Below are 23,642 nucleotides of genomic sequence, written 5' to 3'. Positions count from 1 at the left end.
GGAAGCCCCCGTGCGGGTGCGGCGCGGCGATTGCGGGACAGCCCTCAGGGCGCCGGCGGGTCGTCGTGCAGCAGCCGCTGGAAGAGGCGGTGGTCCCGCCAGGCCCCGTTGATGTGGAGGTACCGCGGCGCGACGCCGTACGGCTCGAAGCCCGCCTTCGCCAGCACCCGCTGCGAGGCCACGTTGTCGAGCAGGGTCCCGGCCTCCACCCGGTGCAGGCCCAGGTCGTCGCGGGCGGCCCGGCACACCTCTTCCAGGGCCGCGGTGGCCAGGCCCTTGCCGTGCCAGGCGCGGTCGACCCAGTAGCCGACGCCTCCGCTGCACAGCGGCCCGAGCGCGATGGAGCCCAGGTTGATCGCGCCGACCGGCGCGCCCGTGGCCGCGTCGGCCAGCACGTACGGAACGATCCGCCCCGCGTCGCGCTCGGCGAGCATGCCCTCGATCCGGGCCCGCTGCCCCTTCTCGGTGTAGAAGTGCTCCGGCCGGACCGGCTCGAAGGGCGCCATGTACGCCCGGTTCCGCGCGAACGCCTCGGCCAGCCCGGCTGCGTCGCCGGGGGCGAGGCCCCTCATCTCCACCCCGTCAATGATCATCCGGGCACGCTAGCCCAGGCCGCCCGCGGCGGGCACCCTCCCGGCGGTCACCCCTCCGTGGTCACGCGGGCGGAGCCTCCCCGTACTTGACGTCCCCGCCCGCGTCCAGCGACAGCCTGTAGCCCCGCTTGACCACGGTCTGGATCAGCTTCGGCGCCCCCAGCGCCGCCCTCAGCCGGGCCATCGCCGTCTCCACGGCGTGCTCGTCGCGCCCCGCCCCCGGCAGTGCCCGCAGCAGCTCAGCGCGGGCCACCACCCATCCGGGCCGCCGGGCCAGCGCCCGCAGCAGGGCCATCCCGGCGGGTGGCACGAGCCGCAGCTCGTCGTCCACCAGGACCGCGTGCCCGCGGATCTCCACCCGGTGGCCGGCCAACGGCAGCACCCGCGCCCGGCCCGGCAGCTCCTTGCAGAGCAACTGCACCAGCGGGCCCAGCCGGAACCGCTCCGGCTGCACCGTGTCCACCCCGTGCGCCTGCAGCGGCAGCGCGGTCACCGGACCCACGCACGCCGACACCACCGTGCCCCGCAGAGCCTCCAGCACGGCCTCCCGTACGCCCCGCTCCTCGGCCCGGGACAGCAGCGAGGCCGCCGCCGGGGCCGAGGTGAAGCTGACCGCGTCCACCCCGCCGGCGACCACCGCGTCCAGCAGCCGGTCCAGCGGTGCGAGGTCCTCCGGCGCCATCCACCGGTACACCGGGACCACCACCACCTCGGCCCCACCGGCCCGCAGCGCCTCGACGAATCCGGGCAGCGGCTCCCCGTGCAGCTGGAGCGCGATCCGCCGCCCGGCCACCCCGGCCGACAGCAGCCGCTCCAGTACCTCGGCGAGCGATTCCGACTCCGGCGACCAGGCCTCCACCAGCCCGGCGGCCCGGATGGCGCCCTTCACCTTCGGTCCGCGCGCGAGCAGTTCGGCGGCCCGCAGCCGCGCGAGCAGCTCCTCGCCGATCCCCCAGCCGTCGGCGGCCTCGATCCACCCGCGGAACCCGATGGCCGTGGTGGCGACCACCGCGTCCGGGGCGCAGGCGATCAGCTCCTTGGTGGCGCCGAGCAGTTCGCTGTCGTCGGCCAGCGGGACGATCCGCAGCGCGGGTGCGTGCACCACGGCCGCCCCGCGCCGGCGCAGCAGGGCGATCAGCTCGTCAGCCCGCCGCGCGGCGGTCACCCCGACCGTGAAGCCCGCGAGCGGACCGGTGTTCCTGTCATCGTCCATGGTGACCTGCCTTGCCCAGTGGGTCGGTATCGCGTCGCGGGAGCGGAACCGAGACTGCCAAGTCGGCATGTCAGGCTCGGTTCCGCCGTATTTCACCGGGGTAAAGCCCGGTTACACCGACGTGAGCTGCGACTTCGCCGCGACCCCGGTGTCCGGGACGGCCACCACGGCCGGCCGGCGAAGGTATACCGCCCACGTGACGGCGCAGCACACCGCGTAGAAGCCGAGGAAGGTCACGAAGGCGGCCGTCCCCGACCCGGAGCTCAAGAACGCCTCCCGGAAGACCAGGTTGATGCCGAGCCCGCCGAGCGCTCCCACCGCGCCGATCAGCCCCATGGCGGCCCCGGACAGCCGGCGCCCGTACGCGGCCGCGCCCTCGCCGCTCATGCCCCGGTCCAGCGCCTTGGCCTGGAAGATCCCGGGGATCATCTTGTACGTCGACCCGTTGCCGAGGCCGCTCAGCGCGAACAGCGCCACGAATCCGACCAGGAACACCGGCAGCGATTCCCGTACCGAGGCCAGGACCACGACCCCGGTCGCGGCCGCCATCGCCACGAAAGTGGCCAGGGTGATCCGCGCGCCGCCGAACCGGTCCGCCAGCGCCCCGCCCACCGGCCTGATCAGGGAGCCGAGCAGCGGTCCGATGAAGGTCAGCGAGGCCGCCTGGAGCGGGGTGCGGCCGAACTGCGTCTGGAGCACCAGCCCGAAGGCGAAGCTGTAGCCGATGAAGGACCCGAAGGTGCCGACGTAGAGGAAGGCCATGATCCAGGTGTGCGGTTCGCGGACCGCCTCGCGCACGGCGCCGGTGTCGTTGCGTACCGGCGCCAGATTGTCCATCCGCAGCGCCGCGAGCGCCGCGGCGGCCACGATCAGCGGGATGTACACACCGAGGAGCAGCCGCGGGTGCCCGGCCCCGGCGGTGGCGATGACCAGCAGCGCGGCGAGCTGCACGACGGGGACGCCGATGTTCCCGCCGCCCGCGTTCAGCCCGAGTGCCCAGCCCTTCTTGCGCAGCGGGAAGAAGGCGTTGATGTTGGTCATCGACGAGGCGAAGTTGCCGCCGCCGACGCCGGTGAGGGCCGCCACGGCGAGGAAGGTGCCGTACGAGGTCCCGGGCTCCATGACCACCAGTGCGGCCACGGTCGGCGCGAGCAGGAGCAGGGCGCTGACGACGGTCCAGTTCCGGCCGCCGAAGCGGGCGACGGCGAAGGTGTAGGGGATCCGCACCAGGGCGCCGACCAGGGTCGCGGTCCCGATGAGGAAGAACTTGCCGGCCGGGTCGATCCCGTACTGCGGGCCCATGAAGAGGACCATCACGGACCACAGCGACCAGATGGAGAACCCGATGTGCTCGGAGAGCACGGAGTAGAGGAGGTTGCGGCGGGCGGTCCGCTCCCCCGTCTCCTTCCAGAACGTCTCGTCCTCGGGATCCCACCGCTCGATCCAGCGGCCCCCCTTGTGCGGTGCGGTCGTACCGGTCATCACACGCCTCCACAGCTGTCGCGTCCGTGGTGACGACCGTAGGAACGGCGCGTTTCGGCCTCGGTCCCCGCCGGATGACCGCCGGGAAACCTTGCTCTCACCCGCCGCCGGGGCCGTGTGTGAGCCGGGCCGGGGTCCAGCTGCCCGGAGGCGGTTCCAGCCAGCCCCCCTCGGCCGCCAGCTCGGCGGCCGCGGCGCGCAGGGCGTCCAGCCCGGGGTGGGTGAAGCCCCTGCGCCACACCATGGACAGCGGCGACAGCGGGACGGGGTCGATCAGCGGCCGCTTCACGCAGCCGGGCATGTCGAGGAAGTCCACCGTCGCCAGCACCGGGTTGCCGGTCTTGGCCATCACCCGGCCGAACTCCTCCTTGCCCATGGCCACGGGGGCGGGCGGCGCCATCTCGATCCCGCGCCCGGCGAACAGCTCGCGCGCGAGCCCGGTCCACTCCACGGTCCGCGGGTTCCCCGCTCCCGCGTACACGGTCTCCCCGGCCAGCGCGTCCAGGCGTACGGCGCCCCGCGCGGCCAGGGCGTGCCCCTCGGGCAGCAGTACGGCGAGCGGCTCGTACCGTACGGGCGCCTGCGCAAGCCGTGCCCGCAGCGCCGGGGCCAGCCCGTCGGCGTACCCGAAGGCGACGTCGAGGCGGCCTGCCGCGATCTCGGCGGCGGCGTGGGTGAGCCCGCTCTCGAAGCGGGCCATCAGCTCGCAGTCCGGGGCGAGTTCGCGGGCCCGTTCCAGCACCGCGCGCCCGGTGCTGGGCCCGTCGGTGTTCAGGTCGACGAGCAGCGCCCTGGGGGCGGCGAAGGCGGCGGCCAGCTCCTCGTGCGCGCGCAGCACCCGCCGGGCCAGCGGCAGCAGCCGCTCCCCTTCGGGGGTCAGCTCCACCTGTCGGGTGGTCCGTACGAACAGGGTCACGCCCAGGGCCTGTTCGAGCCGCCGGACGTCACGGCTGAGGGCCTGCTGGGCGACGTAGAGGCGGGCGGCGGCGCGGGTGAAGTGCAACTCCTCGGCGGCCGCGACGAACCCGCGCAGGAGCCGGGGGTCCACATCACGGGGTATCACCCCCGGAGACTAACAACAGAAGGGCGTGAATGGGGTCCGAACAGGTGTTGGACGGCGGACCGGGTCCCGACCGAGGGTGGTGGTCATGCCCCTCATGACCGTCACCGGCACCACGCTCGTCGTCGCCACCCCGGCCCCGGCCCCCGCCCGAGGCCGCGCCCCCGGCCCGTACCGCCGCCTGTTCGCCCTGCCCGGCACCCGCGCCTTCACCGCCGGGAACCTCCTCGCCCGGCTCCCCATGGGCATGTTCGGGGTCAGTGCGGTCATGATGATCGCCGGTCAGCGCGGCTCGTACGCCCTCGCCGGCGCGGTCACCGCGACCGGGCTGGCCGCCACGGCGCTGGTGGCACCCTGGACGGCCCGGCTGGTCGACCGTCACGGGCAGGCCCGGATAGCCCTCCCGGCCACCGTGATCGCGGTCCTCGGCTCCCTCGCCCTCATCGTGTGCGTCCGTACGCAGGCCCCGGCCTGGACCCTCTTCGCCTCGTACGCCGCGACCGCCACCACCCCCAACATCGGCGGCATGTCCCGAGCCCGCTGGACCCACCTGCTGCGCGACTCCCCGGCCTCCCACCACACGGCGATGTCCTTCGAACAGGCCGCCGACGAGCTGTGCTTCATGCTCGGCCCGGTGCTGGCGGCCTTCCTCTGCTCGGCCGTCCTCCCGGAGGCCGGCACCCTCACGGCGGCCGCCCTCCTCCTCGGCGGCATGCTGCTCTTCACGTCCCAGCGGGCCACGCAACCCCCGGTGTCGGCGCCGCAGTCCGGCCACTCCCCGCTGCGCGCGCTCCGCCCGGTGCTGTACCTCTTCCTCCCGCTGGGCGTGCTGTTCGGCTCGATGGAGGTCACCTCGATCGCTCACCTCGACGCCGCCGGCCTGGGCGCCGCCTCCGGCCTGGTCCTGGCCCTGCAGGCGGCGGGCTCCTGCGCGGCCGGGCTGCTGTACGGCACCCTGCGCCCGCGCGGCCTGCGGACCTGCCTGATCACCCTGGGCATCGCGATGGCCCTGCCCTGGGCGGCGGCGGCCACGGGCTCCGTCGCGCTGCTGGCCCTCGCCCTGCTCCTGGCGGGCATGGCCACGGCCCCGACGATGGTCACGGCGATGTCCCGGGTCCACGCCCTCACCCCCGAGGGCCGCCTCAACGAGGGCATGACCCTCGCGGTCACCGTCATCTTCGCGGGCATCTCCCTGGGCTCGGCGACGGCCGGCACCCTGATCGACCACCTCGGCCCCACCACCCCGTACGCCCTCCCGGCAGCGGCGGCCCTCGCCGCCCTGGCCGTGGCAGCACGAGGCGTACGAGTTTCCGGTACCGGTCTCGTACCATAAACTCGTACCAGAGCCGATCCGAGAGGGGCGAACCATGTCCATAAGCGCCAGCGAAGCCAGGGCGACCCTGTTCCCCCTGATCGAGCGCGTCAACACCGACCACGACCCGGTGCGGATCACCTCCAAGAACGGCGACGCCGTCCTCATGTCCGCCGACGACTACGACTCCTGGCAGGAGACGGTCTACCTGCTGCGTTCCCCCGCCAACGCCCAGCGCTTGATGGAGGCCGTCGCGCGCGACCGCGAGGGTGCCTCCACAGTCACCAGGACCCTGGATGACCTGAGGGAGCTGGCCGGGGGCGAGGAGTGAGGAGCGTCCACTTCGACCCCGCCGCCTGGGAGGACTTCCTGTTCTGGCTCTCATCGGACCGGAAGATGGCCCGCCGGATCACCCGCCTGATCGGCGAGATCCAGCGCGATCCCTTCACCGGGATCGGCAAGCCCGAGTCGCTGAAGGGGGACCTGTCGGGCTACTGGTCTCGCCGCATCGACGACGAACACCGACTCGTGTACCGGGCGGACGACAAGGAAGTGAAGATCCTCAAGGCCCGCTACCACTACTGACCGGCATGACAAAGGCCCCGCAGCCGTGAGGCCGCGGGGCCTTTGCCCACATGGGATGAGTGGAGATGGCGGGAATCGAACCCGCGTCCAACGGTGCAGAAGCAGGGCTTCTCCGAGCGCAGTCCGCTGCGCTTTTCTCGGCCCCGGAGATCACACGGACAAGTCTCCGACGGGCTCAGTCACTGTTTGATTTCCCTCCAACCCCCGTGACCGGGGCTAGAGGTTTAGATCCCTAATTGACGCCAGGATCCGGACCGGGACCACTTCCGGGCTGACGCTCCTCACAGAGGCTTCAGCTCACTGTTATTAGGCAGCGAGGGTGAAGCGGGAGTTATCGCTCTTGGAGTTGGCGATTATTGTTTGCGACATGTGGTTAGCGAGATCATTGCCGCTTCCTCGGCTCGCTTCCCCTGCATCGACATCCGCTGTCGAAACCGATCATCCCCATGTTTTTTTAACAAAGTGCTCCACCGCGAGCGGGGGTGCTGACGCCATGGTACGCGAAGTGGACCACTGCGTGCCAGAAGATTAAACCGTGCCCCGCTGCTTGCGGCGGATCGCCGAGATCGCACGGTTCGTCTCGCGGGTGTCCTGCTTCTCCCGCAGCGTCTGCCGCTTGTCGTACTCCTTCTTGCCCTTCGCCAGCGCGATCTCGACCTTCGCCCGGCCGTCCTTGAAGTACAGGGACAGGGGCACGATCGTGTGACCCGACTCGTCCGCCTTCCGCTCCAGCTTGTCGATCTCCTCGCGGTGCATGAGGAGCTTGCGCTTGCGGCGGGCGCTGTGGTTCGTCCAGGTGCCCTGGCTGTACTCCGGCACGTGCACGTTGTAGAGCCAGGCCTCGCGGCCCTCCACCGACACGAAGCCGTCCACCAGCGAGGCCCGGCCCTGGCGCATCGACTTGACCTCGGTGCCCGTGAGCACGAGACCGCACTCGTAGGTGTCGAGGATCGTGTAGTCGTGCCGCGCCTTCTTGTTCTGGGCGATCAGCTTGCGCCCTTTTTCCTTAGCCATAGTGCGGTCATTTTCGCACTACGGACCCACCCCGAGGCCACCCAATACCTTGGTGGCCCGTTCCTCGGCCCCGTCACCCGCCGCCAGGTCCGGCGTGATGCCCTTGCCGTCCAGGCTGCGGCCCGCCGGCGTGCGGTACGTGCCCACCGTCAGCTCGGCCACCGAGCCGTCCGGGAGCTCGGTGGGCATCTGCACCGTGCCCTTGCCGAAGGTCCGGCTGCCCACGGCCACGGCCCGGCCGCGGTCCTGGAGGGCGCCCGTCACCAGCTCGGCCGCGCTCATCGTGCCGCCGTCGACCAGGGTCACCAGCGGCCGGGCCGTGTCACCGCCCGGCTCCGCGTACAGGGCGCGCTGGTCGCCCCGCACGTCGTACGTCGCCACCAGCCCCCCGTCCAGGAAGGCGGAGGCGGCTGCCACCGCCTCGACGACCAGTCCGCCCGGATTGCCGCGCAGGTCGAGCATGACCCCGGCGCCGGGCGGGGCCGCACGGACGGCGGCCTTGACGCGTTCGCCCGAACCCCGGGTGAAGGAGGCCACCTTGATGACGGTGATCCCGCCCGCGAGCTGCCGTACGGTCACCGGCTCGGTGCGCAGCTGCTCGCGGCGGACGGTTTCGGTGAGGCCGACGCCGTCGCGGCTCAGGTTCAGCACCACGGGGGTGCCGGCCTCGCCGCGCAGCATGGCGATCACCTCGTTGACGCGAAGGCCGGTGACGGCGTGCCCGTCGACGTTCAGCAGGCGGTCCCCGGCGCGCAGGCCCGCCCGGGCCGCGGGGCTGCCGGGCTGGACCTTGTCGACCTCGATCAGGCCGTCACGGCCGCGCTCGGCCCAGAGTCCGACGCCGGTCCAGCGGCCGTCGAGGCCCTCGGCGAAGGCGGCGTACTCGGCCCGGTCGTAGACGGCGCCCCAGCGGTCGCCGCTGCGGCTGACCACCTCCTGGGCGGCCTTCTTGCCGGACTTCCCCTCGGCGACCGCCTCGGCGGCGGCGCGGGCCACGGCCTCGCGGTCGACGGTGCCCGTCGCGCGGGGCCGCTCGGGCGCGGCGGCCCCCGGACGGGCGGCGAGGGCGGCGGTGGCGTCCTCGCGGTCCCAGCAGCCGGTGCTCGCGGCGGTGCCGACGGCCACGAGGAAGGCCAACGTCAAGACGGCCCCGCGACGCAGGTCGCGGGGCCGGAGACAGAAGGCGGGAGGACCCGGCATGGCGCCGAGTCTAGGACAAGCCCCGCGCCGGTACGGATGGTTGACCGGACCGCTCGCGGGGCGCTTGTCACACCTTCAGGTACTTGCGCAACGCCAGGAAGGCCGCCATGGAGGGCATCAGGAGCCCGATGAAGAGCACGTACGGCAGCTTGCCGATCATCGCTCCCCAGCCCAGGAAGTCGATCAGTTCCATCCGGTCCCGCAGTGCGAAGCCGTGGTCGATCACGAAGTACTGGCCGGAGACGAGCATGCCGCAGGCGAGGACCGCGCCGATGAGGCCGGCGACGGCCGCCTCCATGATGAAGGGGAACTGGATGTAGAAGCTGGAGGCACCGACCAGCCGCATGATCCCCGTTTCCCGCCTCCGGCTGAACGCCGAGACGCGCACGGTGTTGACGATCAGCAGCAGCGCCACGATCAGCATGATCAGCATGATGCCGAGCGCGGCGATGTTGACGGAGTTCAGGAGCCCGAAGAGGGCCTCCAGCGACTGGCGCTGGTCGTCGACGGTGTGGATGCCGTCGCGGCCGACGAAGGCGGAGGTGACGACCTTGTACTTCTCCGGGTCGCTGAGCTTGACCCGGAAGGACTCCTGCATCTGGTCGGGCGTGATGGAGGAGGCCAGCGCCGTGTGCCCGTACTGCTCCTGGTAGTGCTTGTACGCCTCGTCCGCCGACTCGTAGGCGACGGACTTGACCAGGGACATCTGCTTGAGCTCGGACTCGATCTGCTTCTTCTGCTCGTCGGTCACCGCGCCCTTGCGGCAGGTGGCGACACCCAGGTCGCCCGCCGACCCGGCCGCCTTGTTGGCGGCCTCGGTCGCCTGCTCGGCGTCCTGCTTGTTGCAGAGGTAGATCGAGACGTTGGCCTTGTCGTACCAGTAGCCCTTCATGCTGCTGACCTGCTCGCGCATGAGCAGGGAGCCACCGAACAGGGCCAGCGACAGGGCCACGGAGATGATGACCGCGAAGGTCATGGTGAGATTGCGACGGAGACCGACGCCGATCTCCGACATGACGAACTGGGCGCGCATTGCGTCTCAGGGACCTTTCAGTGCTGGTAGCCGTAGACGCCGCGCGACTGGTCGCGCACGAGTCGGCCCTGTTCGAGTTCGATGACGCGCTTGCGCATCTGGTCGACGATCTGCTGGTCGTGTGTCGCCATGATCACGGTGGTGCCGGTCCGGTTGATCCGGTCCAGCAGCTTCATGATCCCGACGGAGGTCTGCGGGTCGAGGTTGCCGGTGGGCTCGTCCGCGATCAGCAGGGCGGGGCGGTTGACGAAGGCGCGGGCGATGGCCACGCGCTGCTGCTCACCGCCGGAGAGCTCGCCGGGCATCCGCTCCTCCTTGCCGCCGAGGCCCACCAGCTCCAGGACCTGCGGGACGGCCTTGCGGATCTCGCCCCGCGGCTTGCCGATGACCTCCTGGGCGAAGGCGACGTTCTCGGCCACCGTCTTGTTGGGCAGCAGGCGGAAGTCCTGGAACACGGTCCCCAGCTGGCGCCGCATCTGCGGGACCTTCCAGTTGGAGAGTTTGGCCAGGTCCTTGCCCAGGACGTGCACCTGGCCGTGGCTCGCCCGCTCCTCGCGGAGGATGAGCCGCAGGAAGGTGGACTTGCCGGAGCCGGAGGAGCCGACCAGGAAGACGAACTCGCCCTTCGCGATGTCGAGGGAGACGTCCCTGAGTGCGGGACGGCTCTGCTTCGGGTAGGACTTGGAGACGCTGTCGAATCGGATCACGGGTGCACCACGGTCGCCGGGAGTAGGTGTGCGTGACCATACGCGAACGGGCGCGAGGTGTGGACCCGGCATCCGGACTTGTCCCTTTTATCCCCTGCTCCGGGAGGGCAGGGGATGTGATTGCCCGGACGGGCCGCGCCGAATGTCGGCGGAGCTGGCACAGTGGTAGGGGGAACGGTCTCGTTCCCCCTGGCGTTGTACGAGGGGACGAGAGGAGGAGCGCATGACATATGACCGGCTCGTGTGCGCGAACTGCGCCGCACCCGTCAGCCAGGGCCGCTGCCCTGTGTGCCGGGCGAACCGGGAGCGCCTCCAGCAGGAGGGCCCCTTCTCCGGACTGAACCCCGTGGCACTCATCGTCCTCATGGTGGTCCTCGTGGCCGCTCTGGTACTGGTGGCTCAGCAGACCGCGTAGGCGTACCGATCATGACGGATGTCTGAAGGAACATGACGAAGGGCCCGGACACCAGTGGTGTCCGGGCCCTTCGTCATGCGTCGTGACGCCTACGCGGTCTGCTCCTGCTGCTTGCGCCAGCGGATACCGGCCTCCAGGAAGCCGTCGATCTCGCCGTCGAGAACCGCCTGCGGGTTGCCGACCTCGAACTCCGTCCGCAGGTCCTTGACCATCTGGTACGGGTGCAGGACGTAGGACCGCATCTGGTTGCCCCAGGAGCTGCCGCCGTCCTTGAGGGCGTCCATCTTGGCCTGCTCCTCCTGGCGGCGCCGCTCAAGCAGCTTGGCCTGGAGCACGTTCATGGCGCTGGCCTTGTTCTGGATCTGCGAGCGCTCGTTCTGGCAGGAGACCACGATGCCGGTCGGCAGGTGCGTGATGCGCACGGCCGAGTCGGTCGTGTTGACGCCCTGGCCGCCGGGGCCGGAGGCGCGGTACACGTCGATGCGCAGCTCGCCCTCGTCGATCTCGACGTGGTCGCTGGACTCGACGACCGGCAGCACCTCGACGCCCGCGAAGGACGTCTGGCGGCGGCCCTGGTTGTCGAAGGGCGAGATCCGGACAAGGCGGTGGGTGCCCTGCTCGACGGAGAGGGTGCCGTAGGCGTACGGGGCCTTGACGACGAAGGTGGTCGACTTGATGCCGGCCTCCTCCGCGTACGAGGTCTCGTAGACCTCGGTCGAGTAGCCGTGGCGCTCGGCCCAGCGCAGGTACATGCGCTGGAGGCGCTCGGCGAAGTCGGAGGCGTCGACGCCGCCGGCCTCGGCGCGGATGTTGACCAGGGCCTCACGCTCGGCGTACTCGCCGGAGAGCAGGGTCCGGACCTCCATCTCGTCCAGCGCCTTGCGGACGGAGACCAGCTCGGCCTCCGCCTCGGCGAGGGTGTCCGCGTCCTCCATCTCCTGGGCGAGCTCGAAGAGGACCGCGAGGTCGTCGATGCGCCCGCGCAGACTCTCGGTCTTGCGGACCTCGGCCTGGAGGTGCGAAAGCTTGCTCGTGATCTTCTGAGCGGCGTCCGGGTCGTCCCACAGGGACGGCGCGGCGGCCTGCTCCTCGAGCACGGCGATATCTGCCCTCAGCTTGTCGAGGTCCAGGACGGCCTCGATCGACCCCATGGTCGAGGAGAGGGACTTCAGCTCTTCGGAAACATCGACGACTGCCACGGGTCCAGCGTAGCCGGTCATCGGGGCGTGCCGTCCGGGCAGGCCAAATCACCCGTACTGGTGAACGTGGGTACAGGCGTACGCTCACCGTATGACCGTTCTCCTCGTCAAGCGCCGCCATGTGGACCACATGCGTGTCACGACGACCAGCTGTCTGCCGCCGGACCACCCCCAAGCCTGATCCACGCCGATCCGACTTGGTCCTGTTCGCGGCCCAGCGGCCCCGGCGCCATCCCTGCCGGCGGCCCTCCCCCTCCCGCGACCCCCGCCACCTCAAGGGGAACAGGACCCCGTGACATCCGAAACGGAGCCGTCATGCCGTCCGCGCACTCCTCCCTCCCCGTCCTGGACCTCTCCCAGGCGGACGACCCGGCCCAGCGGGCCGACTTCCTGAAGCAGCTGCACGCAGCGGCCAGGGACACCGGATTCCTGCACCTGACGGGGCACGGCGTCACGGACGCCGAGACCGCCCGCATCCTGGACCTGACCAAGGCCTTCTTCGCTCTCCCGGAGGCCGACCGGCTCGCCGTGAGCAATCTGAAGTCCCCGCACTTCCGCGGCTACACCCGGATCGGCCACGAGCTGACCGGCGGCGCCTCCGACTGGCGGGACCAGCTGGACGTCGGGGCCGAGCGGCCCGCGCCGGTGGTGGGGCCGGACGACCCGCCCTACCTGTGGCTGGAGGGCCCGAACCTGTGGCCGCAGGCCCTTCCGGAGCTCCGTACGGCGGTGCTGGAGTGGCAGTCCCGCCTGGCCGCGGTCGCCCACCGGCTCCTCCGGGAGCTGCTGGTCTCGATCGGCGCCCCGGCGGACTTCTTCGACGAGGCCTTCGCGGACCGCCCCCACCTGCACACCAAGCTGATCCGCTACCCGGGATCCGCCCCGACCGGCGCGGACCAGGGCGTGGGGGCGCACAAGGACTACGGCTTCCTGACCCTCCTCCTCCAGGACTCGGTGGGCGGGCTCCAGGTGGTCCGGGACGGGGGCTACTTGGACGTGCCGCCGCTGCCGGGTGCGTTCGTCGTCAACCTGGGCGAGCTGCTGGAGATCGCGACCGAGGGCTATCTGACGGCGACCGACCACCGGGTGGTCAGCCCGCCGGGGGCGGTGGAGCGGTACTCGGTGCCGTTCTTCTACAACCCGCGGCTGGACGCGGTCATCGAAACCGTCCCGGGCGACTACCTCGCGTCCGCCCCCGGAGTCGCGCACGACGCGTCGAACCCGCTGCACGCCGAGTACGGCCGCAACGAGCTGAAGGGCTGGGTCCGCGCGCACCCGGCCGTCGCACGCCGCTGGCACCCGGAACTGGTCGGGGCCTAACCCCCGTCACCGGCCGGGCCGGCTGCCCGCCAGGGCAACCGGCCCGCCCGGGGTGCTACGGCTTCCTCGGGCCCGACTGCTTCGTGTCCTGCCGAGGGGTCGGCTCGTCGGCGCCCGAGACGGCGAGCCAGGTCCCGAGCCCGATCGCCGCGGCCAGCAGGGCGGCCGCGGCCGACAGGGCGAGGCGCCGCTTGCGGGCGGCCTCGGCCCGGTGCCGCGCAGAGCCCGGGCGGTGGCCGCCGGCCGGCCTCGGTACCCGTGCGGTGCCCAGCGCGCCGCCCGCCAGCTCGTCCGGCCCCGGCACCCGCATCGAGGTGTGGGTGTCCCGGTTGGAGTCCGTCGCGGAGCCCGGCACCAGCGGGACCACGCCCCGGCGGCGTACCGGATCGGCGGCCGGCTCCTCCGAGGGGCCGGGCTCCGGCTCCGCGTCGTCCGGCTCGTCCACGTCCAGCGGCGGCATCCCGGCCAGCAGCGGCAGCAGGTCCCGGAGGCGCACGGAGAGCTCCGAGGCGCGCAGCCGCGACGCGGGCGCCTTGGCCAGGCACTGCACGATCAGCTGCCACAGCTCGTCCGGGATCCCCGGCAGCGGGACGACGGTCTCCGTCACGTGCCGGCGCAGCACCGCGCCCGGGTGGCCCCCGCCGAAGGGGGTGAACCCGGCCAGCAGCTCGTAGAGGACCGTGGCCAGGGCGTATATGTCCACCGCCGCGCGCGGGGGCAGGCCCTCGACGATCTCCGGCGCCAGGTAGTCCGGGGTCCCGATGATCCGGGTGGTCGGGGCCGAGGCCCGGCCCGCGGAGGCGCGGCGCGGGGTGTCGATCAGCTTGGCCACGCCGAAGTCGGTCAGCAGCGCGGGGTGCGAGCCGCCCGGGCCGAGCGGGCCCTGCATGTCCAGCAGGACGTTCTCGGGCTTGACGTCCCGGTGGACGACCCCGGCCGCGTGTGCGGCCGCCAGCGCGTCCGCGACGTCCGCGACGATCGCCACGGCCGCCTCGGGGGCGAGCCGGCGCTCGCGGTCGAGGCGCGTGCGCAGGTCCGTACCGCGTACGAGGTCCATGACGAGGGCGAGGTCGTTGCCGTCGACGACGAGGTCGCGGACGGACACGACGTGCGGATGGTCCAGGCCGAGCAGCGCGCTGCGCTCCTGGACGAACCGTCCGACCAGCTCCTGGTCGGACGCGAGGTCCTCGCGCAGCAGTTTGACGGCGACGGGGCCGTCAGGCCCCTCGCCCAGCCACACCGTGCCCGCGCTACCGCGCCCCAGGATCTGGTGCGCGGTGTACCGGCTGCCGATCTTCCGTGCCACGACTGCTCCCTCAGCGGCTGGCGTACGCACCAAAGCTACGCGGCCGGGTGGGCCTTGGAAGCCAGCAGGGGCCCGGATTTGCGGCGACCTTCACTTCTGCGGGCGAAATCACGTCCCAGAAGTCGACAAATCCACGAACTCAGCGCTACAGGGGTCCGTTTCAGGGCGCGGAAGAGCCCTTCGCGTCCCCGATGGCGCTGATCCAGTCGACGACGGCGGTGCCCCAGCTCCACACCTGGTCGAACCATCCCTTGCCGGTGCCGACCCATTCCTGGAGCGGGGTCAGCTCCCAGATCAGCCAGCCGCCGACGAAGAGCAGCAGGATCATGACCAGGCAGCCCTTCAGGCAGCCGAGACCGGGGATCCGCACCGGGTTGGCGCTGCGGCGGCGCGGCTCGCGCGGCTCACGCGGGGCCTGCGGAGGCTGCTGCCGGGGCGGCGGGCTCTGCGGGGGCTGCTGCTGCGGCGGCGGCTGCGGCTGGCGGTACTGGGGCTGCTGCGGCTGCTGGTACTGCTGAGGCTGGCGCTGCTGCTGCGGCTGGTAGTGCTGCGGGGGTGGCGGCGGCGCGTACTGCTGCTGCGGCGGCTGCTGGTACTGCTGAGGCGGCGGGCCCTGCCGGTACGGCTGCTGCGGCTGGTGCTGCGGCGGCGGAGGCGCCTGCCGCTGCGGGCGCCGCCGCAGCGGGTCCTCGCTCGGGTCGAGGTACTGGACCTGCGTCTGCTCGTTGCGGTCGCGGGCGGCGCGCATCTGCGACTCCCACGGGTGCGGCTGGTCCGGCCGTTGCACCGGCGGCATGACCGAGGTGGCGTCGGCCGCGCCGACCGGCGGCATGGCGCTGGTCATCGCGTTCGGGTCGTAGGCCCCGGCCGGCATCGCCCCGGCGCCGCTGGGCAGCACCTGGGTGGCGTCCGCGGCGCCTGGCATCTCGGGGACCGGCGCCGGCGAGGGGTCGGGCGCGAGCAGCGCGCCGACGCCGAGCGCGGCCTCGACCTCGGCGGCCGTGGAGTGCACGCCGATGCCGGCGGCGACCACGCGCAGCCCGCGGGCCAGGCTCTCGGCGCTGGGGCGCTCGTTCGGCTCCTTGCGCAGGCAGCGCTCGATGACGGTCCACAGCGGCTCGGGGACGGTCGAGGGGCGCTGCGGATCCTCGCTGAGGTGGCGGTGGAGCACTTCGAGCGCCGTGCCGCCCGCGAACGGCGGACGGCCGGTGAGGAGCTCGTAGAGCAGGATGCCGGCGCCGTAGACGTCGACGGCGGAGGTCTGCGGTCGGCCCTCGGCGGACTCGGGGGCGACGTAGGCCGGGGTGCCGACGAACTCGTGCGTGCGGGTCAGGCCCGGGGAGTCCGCGAGGCGGGCGATGCCGAAGTCGGTGAGCATCGGCTTCATCTGCCCGTCGCGCTCGTCGACGAGCACGTTGGCGGGCTTCAGGTCGCGGTGGACCACGCCGTCGGCGTGGCTGGCCGCGAGCGCGTCCGCGATCTGGGCGGTCAGCAGGCTCGCCGCGACGGGGGTGAAGGGGCCGTTCTGGCGGAGGTACTTGTGCAGGTCCGGGCCGTCGATCAGGTCCATGACGAGCGCGAGCAGATCGCCCTCGACGACGAGGTCGCGGGTGCGCACGATGTTGGGGTGCGTCAGGCGCAGCAGGACCGAACGCTCGCGCAGGAAGCGCATGACGATGTCCGCGTCCTGGGCCAGCTCCTCCTTGAGGACCTTGATGGCCACCGTCTCGCCGGGCTGTCCGGCGACGGCCGCCTCGGCACCCGCGGTCTCACGCTGGCGGGCACGCCAGACAGTGCCCGTGGCGCCGCGCCCGAGCGGCTCCTCGAGCAGGTATTTGCTGCCGACTGGCCGCACGTCTCGCGCTCCCCTGCTGTCGTCTGCTGTGGTCTGCAGTGGTCGATGGGATCGACTGGTTTTTCCGGCCCACTCTAGGGGGTGTCCCTGTGGAAGACGCCGGTCGCCGAAGGTTGGTTGCCGCACATATGTACGAAGGGTGATGTTTGCGGGGTATGCCGGAGGCGATTTTCCCCCGCTCGCTGTCCGATAAGCGTGAGGTCCGCACCCCGCCACGACCGATCAAGATCAATTGTGGGCGGGTGCCGGGCGTGTTGTCCGCGACAGGTGCGAGGATGCACACGTACGGAACGGCACGGGACGGGAGCCCCGCCTTCCGGCAGACCTGACCGGACGACGCGTCCGTGCCGGGTGGGGGGCGATCGGGCGGCCATGTTCCGAATTCCCCTGCCGGGCGCACACACCGCGCACCGCGCAGAAGGGACCGCTGACGGCGATGCAGATCCGGCTGACCGTCCTTGGGTCGCGCAGCGGCCACCAGCCCGCGACCGCCCCGGTGAGCTGTGACGTGCTCGTCACCGCACCCGCCGGCACCGTGCTGGCCGCGGTCGCCTCCGGGCTCGCGGCGACCGTCGGCGGGCCGGACACCGGGGGCACGGTCGTGCTCTACGCCGGCGCCGAGCGGCTCGACCTGCAGCGGCGCGTGCTGGGCGAACCGCCGCTGGTGGACGGGGCGGTGGTTGCGCTGCACGGCCCGGTGCCGGACGTCCTGCCGGAGGAGAGCCTCGGCGCGCCCCAGCTGCACGTGGTGGCCGGGCCCGACGCGGGCGGGGTGCACCTGCTGCACAGCGGGCAGATCCGGGTGGGCCGGTCCGCCGACGCCGACGTCCCGTTGGACGACCCGGACGTGTCCCGGCTGCACTGCGCGGTCACGGTGATGCGGGACGGTCGCGTGGCGGTGGCCGACCTGGACTCGACGAACGGCACCACCCTCGACGGTTCCCCGGTGGGGACGCAGCCGGTGGCCCTGGCGCCGGGCGCGCTGCTGCGGGTGGGCGAGTCCACCCTGCGGCTGGCGCCCGCGAGTGCGGACGGCGCCGCTGCCCTGCCGGTGATACCGGACCTGGAGGGTCACCTCTCGCTCCCCGGCCGCGCCGCCCCCGCCTCCGGCGCGGGGTCCGGGGCCGACCGGACGCCGGACGCGCCCTCGGAGCCCCTCCCCGCGGACGCCGCCGGACCCCAGGCCGCCGCGAGCCCCGCACCCGGCCCCCTGCCGGGTGCGCGCCCCGCGTCCGGCACCTCCGGCATCTCCGGCACCTCCCCTGCGGAGCACGCGGACGCCCGCGGCACCGGCCCGTACGGCGCCCCCGGCCCGGATCAGGGCTCCGCCCCCGGCCCGGATCAGGGCTCCGCCCCCGGCGCCGCGCCGGCAGGCCGCCGCAAGGGGCTCGGGGCCTGGGCCCGGAAGTGGGTCCGGGGAGAGGGGATCCCCGAGCCCGAGGCCGCGCCGGAGACCGCCTCGGCCGCGCCCGACCCCGACGACCCCGCCGCCCTGCTGCTGGCCGCGCTGGGGCCCACCGAACGGTTGTGGTCGCGGGGCCCCGGGCACCCCAGGGTCCTGGAGGTGGGCCTCGGCGCCGGGAGCCGGGTGCCACTGCGTACGGTCGGCGCGCTCGGCATCGCCGGTCCGCGGGCCAGGCTGGCCGGCGTCGCCCGGTGCGTGATCGCTCAGCTCGCGGGCCTGCACGCCCCCGGACAGCTGGAGATCGTGCTCGTCTCCACCGACCGGGCGCGCCCGCTCGCCGAGCGCCGCCGCGACTGGGGCTGGCTCGGCTGGCTGCCCCACGTACGGCCCGCGCACGGCCAGGACTGCCGCCTGCTCCTCGCGTACGACCGCGACCAGGCCGCCGCCCGTACCGGTGAGCTGACCCGGCGCCTCGACGACGGTCCGCTCGGCGCGCACTGGGCCGCCGCCGATGCCGAGCAGGTACGGCAGGCCGCCGACGCCTACGAAGGCCCGTACACGCTCGTCGTCCTCGACGGCGACCCCGGCGCCGGCCCGCTGCGCGACATCACCGGGCGGCTCGCCTCGCACGGTCCGGCCGCCGGGTTCCACGTGCTGGCGCTGGCCGAGGCTCCGGCGGCGACGCCCGCCTCCCCGGTCGCCGATACGTACGAGGCCGCCTGCGCGAGCGCTCCGGCCTTCCGGGACTGCGGCGCGGTCGCCCTGCTCAGCGGCGACGTGGCCACGGCCGTACGGACCTTCGCGGTCCGCGGCGGCCGGCCGGTCCCGAGCGGCGACACCGCCACCGCCGACGCCGTTTCCGCGGCCTGGGCCGAGCGGTTCGCCCGGGCGCTGGCGCCGCTCCGCGGCGACAGCGGCACGGTCGAGCCGTACCGGCCGGCCGCCGCCACCCTGCCGGCCACCGCGCGGCTGCTGGACGAGCTGGGGCTGGCCCGGGCCACCCCGGCCTCCCTGATGGCCCGTTGGGCCGCCGCCACCGAGCAGGGGCAGACAGTGGGCGGCCTGGCCGAGATCGTGCTGGGCAGCGGGCGGCACGGCGTCGTCGGCGCCGAGCTGGTCCACGACGGCCCGCACCTGCTCGTCGAAGGGCCGACCGGCAGCGGGCGGACCGAGCTGCTGCGGTCCGTGGCCGCGTCCCTGTCGGCGGCCGCCCGGCCCGACCGGCTGGGGCTGGTCCTCCTCGACGGGGCGGGCGGCGAGCGCGGCGACGGTCTGCAGCCCTGCACCGAACTGCCGCACGTCTCGGCCCATCTGGTGGCCTCCGATCCGCTGCGGATGCGGGAGTTCGCCCAGGCGCTGGGCGCGGAGCTCAAGCGCCGCGACGAGCTGCTGGACGGGGTGGCGTTCGCCGAGTGGCACGCACGCCGTGAGGTCTCCGACCGGATGGTCTCGCCGCGCCAGCCCACCCCCGGTGAGCTGCGCGGCGACCTGGACAGCCAGCGCACGGGCACGCTCCGGCTGCGCGCCTCGGCCGTCCGCAGCGATCCCGCGGTGCCGAGCCCGCTGCCCCGCCTGGTCGTGCTGGTCGACGACTTCGACGCGCTGGTCGCGCCGGGGCTCGGCGCCACGGGCCGCCCCGCCGCCGGTTCGGTGGTCCGGGTCCTGGAGGCGGTGGCCCGCGAGGGCGCCCGGCTCGGCGTGCACCTGGTGGCCGCCAGCGCCCGCCCGGACCGTACCGCCGACACCGGGCTGGCCCGGCTGACTACCCTGCGCGTGGAACTCGAAGCCCCCGACCAGCCGGGCCCCGGCCGCGGCCTGCTCCGGTACGCCGACGGCCGGACGGTCCCCTTCCAGGCGGGCCGGGTCACCGGCCGGATCCCGCGCACCGCCACCCTGCGGCCGACCGTCGTACCGGTGGAGTGGGAGCGTATGGGTGATCCGCCGGCCCGCCGCCCGGTGCGTGAACTGGGCAACGGACCGACCGACCTCGCGCTGCTGGCCAGTGCCCTGGACCGGGCCTCGCACCTGGTCTCGGCGATACCCGTGCTGTTCCCGGCGGCCCCCTGAGGCTCCCCGGGCGCCCCGCGGGGGGTGACCGGATGGCGGGACGCGGTATTGCGGGGGCGCACGGCTCGGCGTAGACCTGTGGTCCGGGACACATCGAACCTCGGGGGCAGAGCCATGCGCAAGCACGGAACGAGCCGTACGACGTATCGCTGGGTGGCCCTGGCCGCGGCCGGAGCGCTCGCGCTCACCGCGTGCGGGGGCGACCCGGACTCGAAGGCGGATCCGCCGCAGGGCGGGACCACGGCCGGGCCGAAGGTGGAATTACCGCAGCTGAAGGGTGAGAAGCTCTCGGTCGCCGCCGTCTGGACGGGCCCGGAGCAGGAGAACTTCACCAAGGTCCTGAAGGAGTTCGAGAAGCGGACGGGCGCCTCCGTCACCTTCGTCCCGGCCCAGGACCCGATCGTCACCTTCCTCGGTTCGAAGATCGCGGGCGGAGCCCCGCCGGACGTCGCGCTGCTCCCGCAGGTCGGGGCCCTGGTCTCGGCGGTCCAGAACAAGTGGGCGCAGCCGGTGGGCCCCGAGGCCCAGGCGCAGCTCGACAAGAACTACTCGGCGGGCTGGAAGACGCTCGGCGCCGTCGACGGCGTCCAGTACGGCGTGTACTACAAGGCCGCCAACAAGTCGCTGATCTGGTACAACGCGAAGGCCTTCGACGCGGCGGGCGTCAAGCCCCCGAAGACCTGGAAGGAACTGATCACCGCGGCCGACACCCTCTCCGCCTCCGGCACGCCGGCCGTCTCGGTGGCCGGCGCGGACGGCTGGACGCTCACGGACTGGTTCGAGAACGTGTACCTGTCCCAGGCCGGGCCGCAGAAGTACGACCAGCTGGCCAAGCATCAGATCAAGTGGACGGACGACAGCGTCAAGCAGGCGCTGACCACGCTGGGCGAGCTGTTCGGGCGCAAGGACTTCCTGGCGGGCGGCCCGAGCGGGGCCCTGGCCACCGAGTTCCCGAAGTCGGTGACGCAGACCTTCACCGGCGGCGACCGCCCGGCGGCCGCGATGGTCTTCGAGGGCGACTTCGTCGCGGTGAACATCGCGCAGACCGAGGCGAAGGTGGGCAAGGACGCCCTCGTCTTCCCCTTCCCGACGGTCGGCGGCAAGGCGCCGGTGGTCTCGGGCGGTGACGTGGCCGTCGCGCTGAAGCCGTCGAAGGGCGCGCAGGCGCTGCTGACGTTCCTGGCCTCGCCGGACGCGGCGGAGATCCAGGCCCGCGAGGGCGGTTTCGTATCCCCGAACAAGGGGGTCGATCCGGCCGCCTACCCCAACGACATCCAGCGGGGCATCGCGAAGTCACTGATCGCGGCGGGCGACGACTTCCGCTTCGACATGTCGGACCAGGCTCCGGCGGCCTTCGGCGGGACCCCGGGCGCCGGTGAGTGGAAGGCTCTGCAGGACTTCCTGGCGAACCCGTCGGACGTGGCGGGCACCCAGGCCAGACTGGAGGCGGACGCGGCCAAGGCCTACGGGAACTGATCCCGGTGACGGCCAAGGTCACCGGAGCCGTGCGGAACACAGTGAAGAACACCGCCCGCGACGCCGAGGCCAGGCGCCGCCGCCTGGTCGCGGCGGCGTTCCTCCTGCCGGCTCTCGTGCTGCTCGGGGCGCTGGTCGTGCATCCGATCGGCTACTCGGTCTACCGCAGCTTCTTCGACCGCTCCGGGTCCGGCTTCGTCGGCGGCGACAACTACCGGGAGATCCTGCGCGACCCCACGATCCGCACCGCGCTGAAGAACACGGCGCTGTGGGTGGTGCTCGCCCCGACCACGGCGACCGCCCTCGGCCTGATCTTCGCGGTGCTCACCGAACGGGTGCGCTGGGGAACGGCGTTCAAGCTGCTGGTGTTCATGCCGATGGCGATCTCCATGCTGGCGGCGGGCATCATCTTCCGTCTCGTCTACGACCACGACCCCGACCGGGGCGTCGCGAACGCGGTCTGGGTCGGGATCCACGACACCTTCGCGGAGTCCTCGGCCTTCCCCAAGGCCCGCCCGGGCCGGGACTCCCCGCTAACGGACGCCGGCGCGGGCGCCTTCGTGACCCGGGATCCCGTACGGGCGGGCATCCCGGTGCTGCTCCCGCTGGTCGGCGTGGCCCCGGAGGCGCTGCCCGAGGGGACCCGTACGGCCAAGGCCGCTCCCGCCGAGCCCGGCAAGGTCACCGGGACGGCCTGGCAGGACTTCACCCGCGGCGGGGGCGGCCGTACGAACGCGGTCGACCCCACCGAGCAGGCCTTCGCCGGGATGCGGATCGAGGCGGTCAAGGACGGCAAGGTGGTCGATGCGGCGACGGCCCGCGCCGACGGCACCTTCACCCTGTCCGAGAAGGCCGACGGGGCGCGGCTGCGCCTGCCCGCGGTGAACTTCCAGGAGGCGTACGGGGGAGTGCAGTGGCTCGGCCCGACGCTCGTCACCCCGGCGGTCATCGGGGCGTACGTGTGGATGTGGGCCGGGTTCGCGATGGTGCTGATCGGGGCCGGGCTGGCCGCCGTACCGCGGGAGCTGCTGGAGGCGGCGCGCGTGGACGGGGCGAACGAGTGGCAGGTGTTCCGCCGGATCACCGTGCCGCTGCTGGGGCCCGTCCTGGCGGTCGTGCTCGTCACCCTCGTCATCAACGTCATGAAGATCTTCGACCTGGTCTTCGTGATCGCGCCGGGAGCGGTCCAGGACGACGCGAACGTGCTCGCGCTCCAGCTGTACCGGACCTCCTTCGGCACGGACGCCGATCCGGGCCTGGGCAGCGCGATCGCCGTCCTCCTGCTGGTGCTGGTGGTCCCGGTGATGCTGGTGAACATCCGTAGGCTGCGCAAGGAGGGGTCCCGATGAGCGGTTCCCACCGGATGCCGGACCCGATGGCGACGGCCGCAGCGACGGTGGCGCCGCCGGTGGCAGCCGCGCCCGCGGCCGGCCGACGGGCCGCGGGCCGGGCCGGCTTCGCCAAGCTCGCCGCGAGCGGCCTGGTGCGCGTCTTCCTGGTCGCGGCCGCGCTCTTCTGGCTGCTGCCCACCCTCGGCCTGCTCCTCTCCTCCTTCCTCTCCCCCACCGACCTCAACAAGGGCGGCTGGTGGCAGGTGCTGACCGCGCCGTCACGGCTGACGGCCGACAACTACGAGCGGCTGCTGGCCAACGACACGATCACCGGCTCGCTGCTGAGCACGGTCGCGATCGCCGTCCCGGCGACCCTGCTCGTCCTCGTACTGGGAGCGTTCGCCGGATACGCCTTCGCCTGGCTGGAGTTCCCCGGACGGGACTGGCTCTTCCTGGTCGTCGTCGGGCTGCTGGTCGTCCCCGTTCAGGTGGCGCTGATCCCGGTCTCCGAACTCTTCGGCTCCATCGGGCTGTTCGAGACCACCGCGGGCGTGGTCCTGTTCCACACCGCCTTCGGGCTGCCCTTCGCCGTGTTCCTGCTGCGGAACTTCTTCGCGCAGATCCCGCGCGAACTGCTGGAGGCGGCGCGCCTGGACGGCGCGGGCGAACTGCGGCTGTTCACGCGGGTGGTGCTTCCGCTGGGCGGTCCGGCGATCGCCTCGCTCGGCATCTTCCAGTTCCTGTGGGTGTGGAACGACATGCTGGTCGCGCTCGTCTTCGCGGACTCGGCGCACCCGCCGGTCACGGTCGCACTCCAGCAGCAGGTCCGGCAGTTCGGGAACAACATCGACGTGCTGGCGCCCGGCGCGTTCCTGTCGATGGTGGTGCCGCTCGTCGTCTTCTTCGCCTTCCAGCGGCAGTTCGTCTCGGGGGTGATGGCGGGCGCGATCAAGTGACCGACGTGGGTGTTGACACTGTGTAACCCGATTGCCGCACACTGCGTAACCCGATCGCCACGCCGGGGGTTGCTGGGCCAGATGCCTGCATGCCCGCCCGCCGACCCCTGGAT

20 protein-coding genes and 1 other RNA gene are annotated in these 23,642 nt (G+C 72.7%); 9 read left to right on the top strand and 12 right to left on the bottom strand.

Translation table 11 applies throughout. The annotated features are described in order from the left end of the window. Positions 1–44: 44 nt before the first annotated feature. The 4 genes from ACFYOB_RS27785 to ACFYOB_RS27770 form a co-directional block, all read right to left on the bottom strand. On the bottom strand, positions 45–593 hold the full coding sequence (locus tag ACFYOB_RS27785; RefSeq protein WP_388563947.1) for a GNAT family N-acetyltransferase: 549 nt from the start codon (positions 591–593) through the stop codon (positions 45–47). A 61-nt stretch (positions 594–654) separates the two neighbouring features. Continuing rightward, entirely contained in the window at positions 655–1,806 is a 1,152-nt protein-coding gene (locus ACFYOB_RS27780) for a uroporphyrinogen-III synthase (RefSeq protein ID WP_388563945.1), read from the bottom strand. Positions 1,807–1,917: 111 nt separating this feature from the next. Then, positions 1,918–3,288, bottom strand: coding sequence for a nitrate/nitrite transporter (locus tag ACFYOB_RS27775; RefSeq protein ID WP_388563943.1), 1,371 nt, complete (start codon positions 3,286–3,288; stop codon positions 1,918–1,920). Positions 3,289–3,385: 97 nt separating this feature from the next. Beyond that, positions 3,386–4,351: a LysR family transcriptional regulator gene (locus ACFYOB_RS27770; RefSeq protein ID WP_388563941.1), complete on the bottom strand. Its 966-nt coding sequence runs from the start codon at positions 4,349–4,351 to the stop codon at positions 3,386–3,388. Between the two features lie 94 nt (positions 4,352–4,445). Here ACFYOB_RS27770 and ACFYOB_RS27765 point away from each other — a divergent pair, with 94 nt between their 5' ends. From ACFYOB_RS27765 to ACFYOB_RS27755, 3 genes are read left to right on the top strand one after another with little or no spacing between them, the layout of a single operon-like run. Continuing rightward, positions 4,446–5,681 carry an MFS transporter gene (locus tag ACFYOB_RS27765; RefSeq protein WP_388564122.1) on the top strand — a complete coding sequence of 412 codons (1,236 nt, stop codon included), beginning with the start codon at positions 4,446–4,448 and terminating at the stop codon, positions 5,679–5,681. 34 nt (positions 5,682–5,715) lie between these two features. Next, positions 5,716–5,991 carry a type II toxin-antitoxin system Phd/YefM family antitoxin gene (locus tag ACFYOB_RS27760; protein ID WP_388563939.1) on the top strand — a complete coding sequence of 92 codons (276 nt, stop codon included), beginning with the start codon at positions 5,716–5,718 and terminating at the stop codon, positions 5,989–5,991. After that, positions 5,988–6,245, top strand: coding sequence for a Txe/YoeB family addiction module toxin (locus ACFYOB_RS27755; protein WP_388563937.1), 258 nt, complete (start codon positions 5,988–5,990; stop codon positions 6,243–6,245). The genes ACFYOB_RS27760 and ACFYOB_RS27755 overlap by 4 nt, the downstream gene beginning before the upstream one ends. Positions 6,246–6,302: 57 nt before the next feature. Here ACFYOB_RS27755 and ssrA read toward each other — a convergent pair. The 5 genes from ssrA to ftsE form a co-directional block, all read right to left on the bottom strand. After that, positions 6,303–6,691, bottom strand: a transfer-messenger RNA (tmRNA) gene (gene ssrA / locus ACFYOB_RS27750). Positions 6,692–6,773: 82 nt separating this feature from the next. Next, a complete protein-coding gene (smpB, locus tag ACFYOB_RS27745; RefSeq protein WP_069920480.1) occupies positions 6,774–7,259 on the bottom strand; it encodes an SsrA-binding protein SmpB in 486 nt (161 codons plus the stop codon). Positions 7,260–7,277: 18 nt separating this feature from the next. Further along, on the bottom strand, positions 7,278–8,459 hold the full coding sequence (locus ACFYOB_RS27740) for a S41 family peptidase (protein WP_388563935.1): 1,182 nt from the start codon (positions 8,457–8,459) through the stop codon (positions 7,278–7,280). A 67-nt stretch (positions 8,460–8,526) separates the two neighbouring features. After that, a complete protein-coding gene (gene ftsX / locus ACFYOB_RS27735) occupies positions 8,527–9,492 on the bottom strand; it encodes a permease-like cell division protein FtsX (protein WP_328925967.1) in 966 nt (321 codons plus the stop codon). Positions 9,493–9,509: 17 nt separating this feature from the next. Further along, complete coding sequence (gene ftsE / locus ACFYOB_RS27730) at positions 9,510–10,199, bottom strand: cell division ATP-binding protein FtsE (protein WP_328925968.1); 690 nt, start codon at positions 10,197–10,199, stop codon at positions 9,510–9,512. Positions 10,200–10,422: 223 nt separating this feature from the next. Here ftsE and ACFYOB_RS27725 point away from each other — a divergent pair, with 223 nt between their 5' ends. Further along, entirely contained in the window at positions 10,423–10,614 is a 192-nt protein-coding gene (locus ACFYOB_RS27725; protein ID WP_030662818.1) for a hypothetical protein, read from the top strand. A gap of 89 nt (positions 10,615–10,703) precedes the next feature. On the opposite strand, the gene prfB is transcribed toward ACFYOB_RS27725, so the two are convergent. Beyond that, positions 10,704–11,813 (bottom strand): peptide chain release factor 2, encoded by a 1,110-nt coding sequence (prfB, locus tag ACFYOB_RS27720; protein WP_388563932.1) that lies wholly within the window; start codon positions 11,811–11,813, stop codon positions 10,704–10,706. Positions 11,814–12,128: 315 nt separating this feature from the next. Here prfB and ACFYOB_RS27715 point away from each other — a divergent pair, with 315 nt between their 5' ends. Beyond that, positions 12,129–13,133, top strand: coding sequence for an isopenicillin N synthase family dioxygenase (locus tag ACFYOB_RS27715; RefSeq protein WP_388563930.1), 1,005 nt, complete (start codon positions 12,129–12,131; stop codon positions 13,131–13,133). A gap of 55 nt (positions 13,134–13,188) precedes the next feature. On the opposite strand, the gene ACFYOB_RS27710 is transcribed toward ACFYOB_RS27715, so the two are convergent. Both ACFYOB_RS27710 and ACFYOB_RS27705 read right to left on the bottom strand, forming a co-directional pair. Then, positions 13,189–14,439 (bottom strand): serine/threonine-protein kinase, encoded by a 1,251-nt coding sequence (locus ACFYOB_RS27710; RefSeq protein WP_388563928.1) that lies wholly within the window; start codon positions 14,437–14,439, stop codon positions 13,189–13,191. 160 nt (positions 14,440–14,599) lie between these two features. Beyond that, the gene (locus ACFYOB_RS27705) at positions 14,600–16,294 is read right to left on the bottom strand and encodes a serine/threonine-protein kinase (RefSeq protein ID WP_388563926.1); all 1,695 of its coding nucleotides are present in this window, start codon (positions 16,292–16,294) and stop codon (positions 14,600–14,602) included. Positions 16,295–16,730: 436 nt separating this feature from the next. On the opposite strand from ACFYOB_RS27705, the gene ACFYOB_RS27700 reads away from it, so the two are divergent. From ACFYOB_RS27700 to ACFYOB_RS27685, 4 genes are all read left to right on the top strand, one after another. Continuing rightward, entirely contained in the window at positions 16,731–19,766 is a 3,036-nt protein-coding gene (locus ACFYOB_RS27700) for an FHA domain-containing protein (RefSeq protein WP_388563924.1), read from the top strand. Between the two features lie 114 nt (positions 19,767–19,880). Further along, positions 19,881–21,242, top strand: a complete 1,362-nt coding sequence (locus tag ACFYOB_RS27695) for an ABC transporter substrate-binding protein (protein ID WP_388563922.1) — start codon at positions 19,881–19,883, stop codon at positions 21,240–21,242. Between the two features lie 29 nt (positions 21,243–21,271). After that, positions 21,272–22,591, top strand: coding sequence for a carbohydrate ABC transporter permease (locus ACFYOB_RS27690; protein ID WP_388563920.1), 1,320 nt, complete (start codon positions 21,272–21,274; stop codon positions 22,589–22,591). A 26-nt stretch (positions 22,592–22,617) separates the two neighbouring features. After that, the gene (locus ACFYOB_RS27685) at positions 22,618–23,529 is read left to right on the top strand and encodes a carbohydrate ABC transporter permease (protein WP_388564120.1); all 912 of its coding nucleotides are present in this window, start codon (positions 22,618–22,620) and stop codon (positions 23,527–23,529) included. Positions 23,530–23,642 lie beyond the last annotated feature (113 nt).

The sequence above is a fragment of the Streptomyces sp. NPDC006463 genome (assembly GCF_042870715.1).
Classification (GTDB): domain Bacteria; phylum Actinomycetota; class Actinomycetes; order Streptomycetales; family Streptomycetaceae; genus Streptomyces.
The sequence above is the reverse complement of the archived record's forward strand: the minus strand, read 5'-3'. Positions and strand labels throughout refer to the sequence as shown.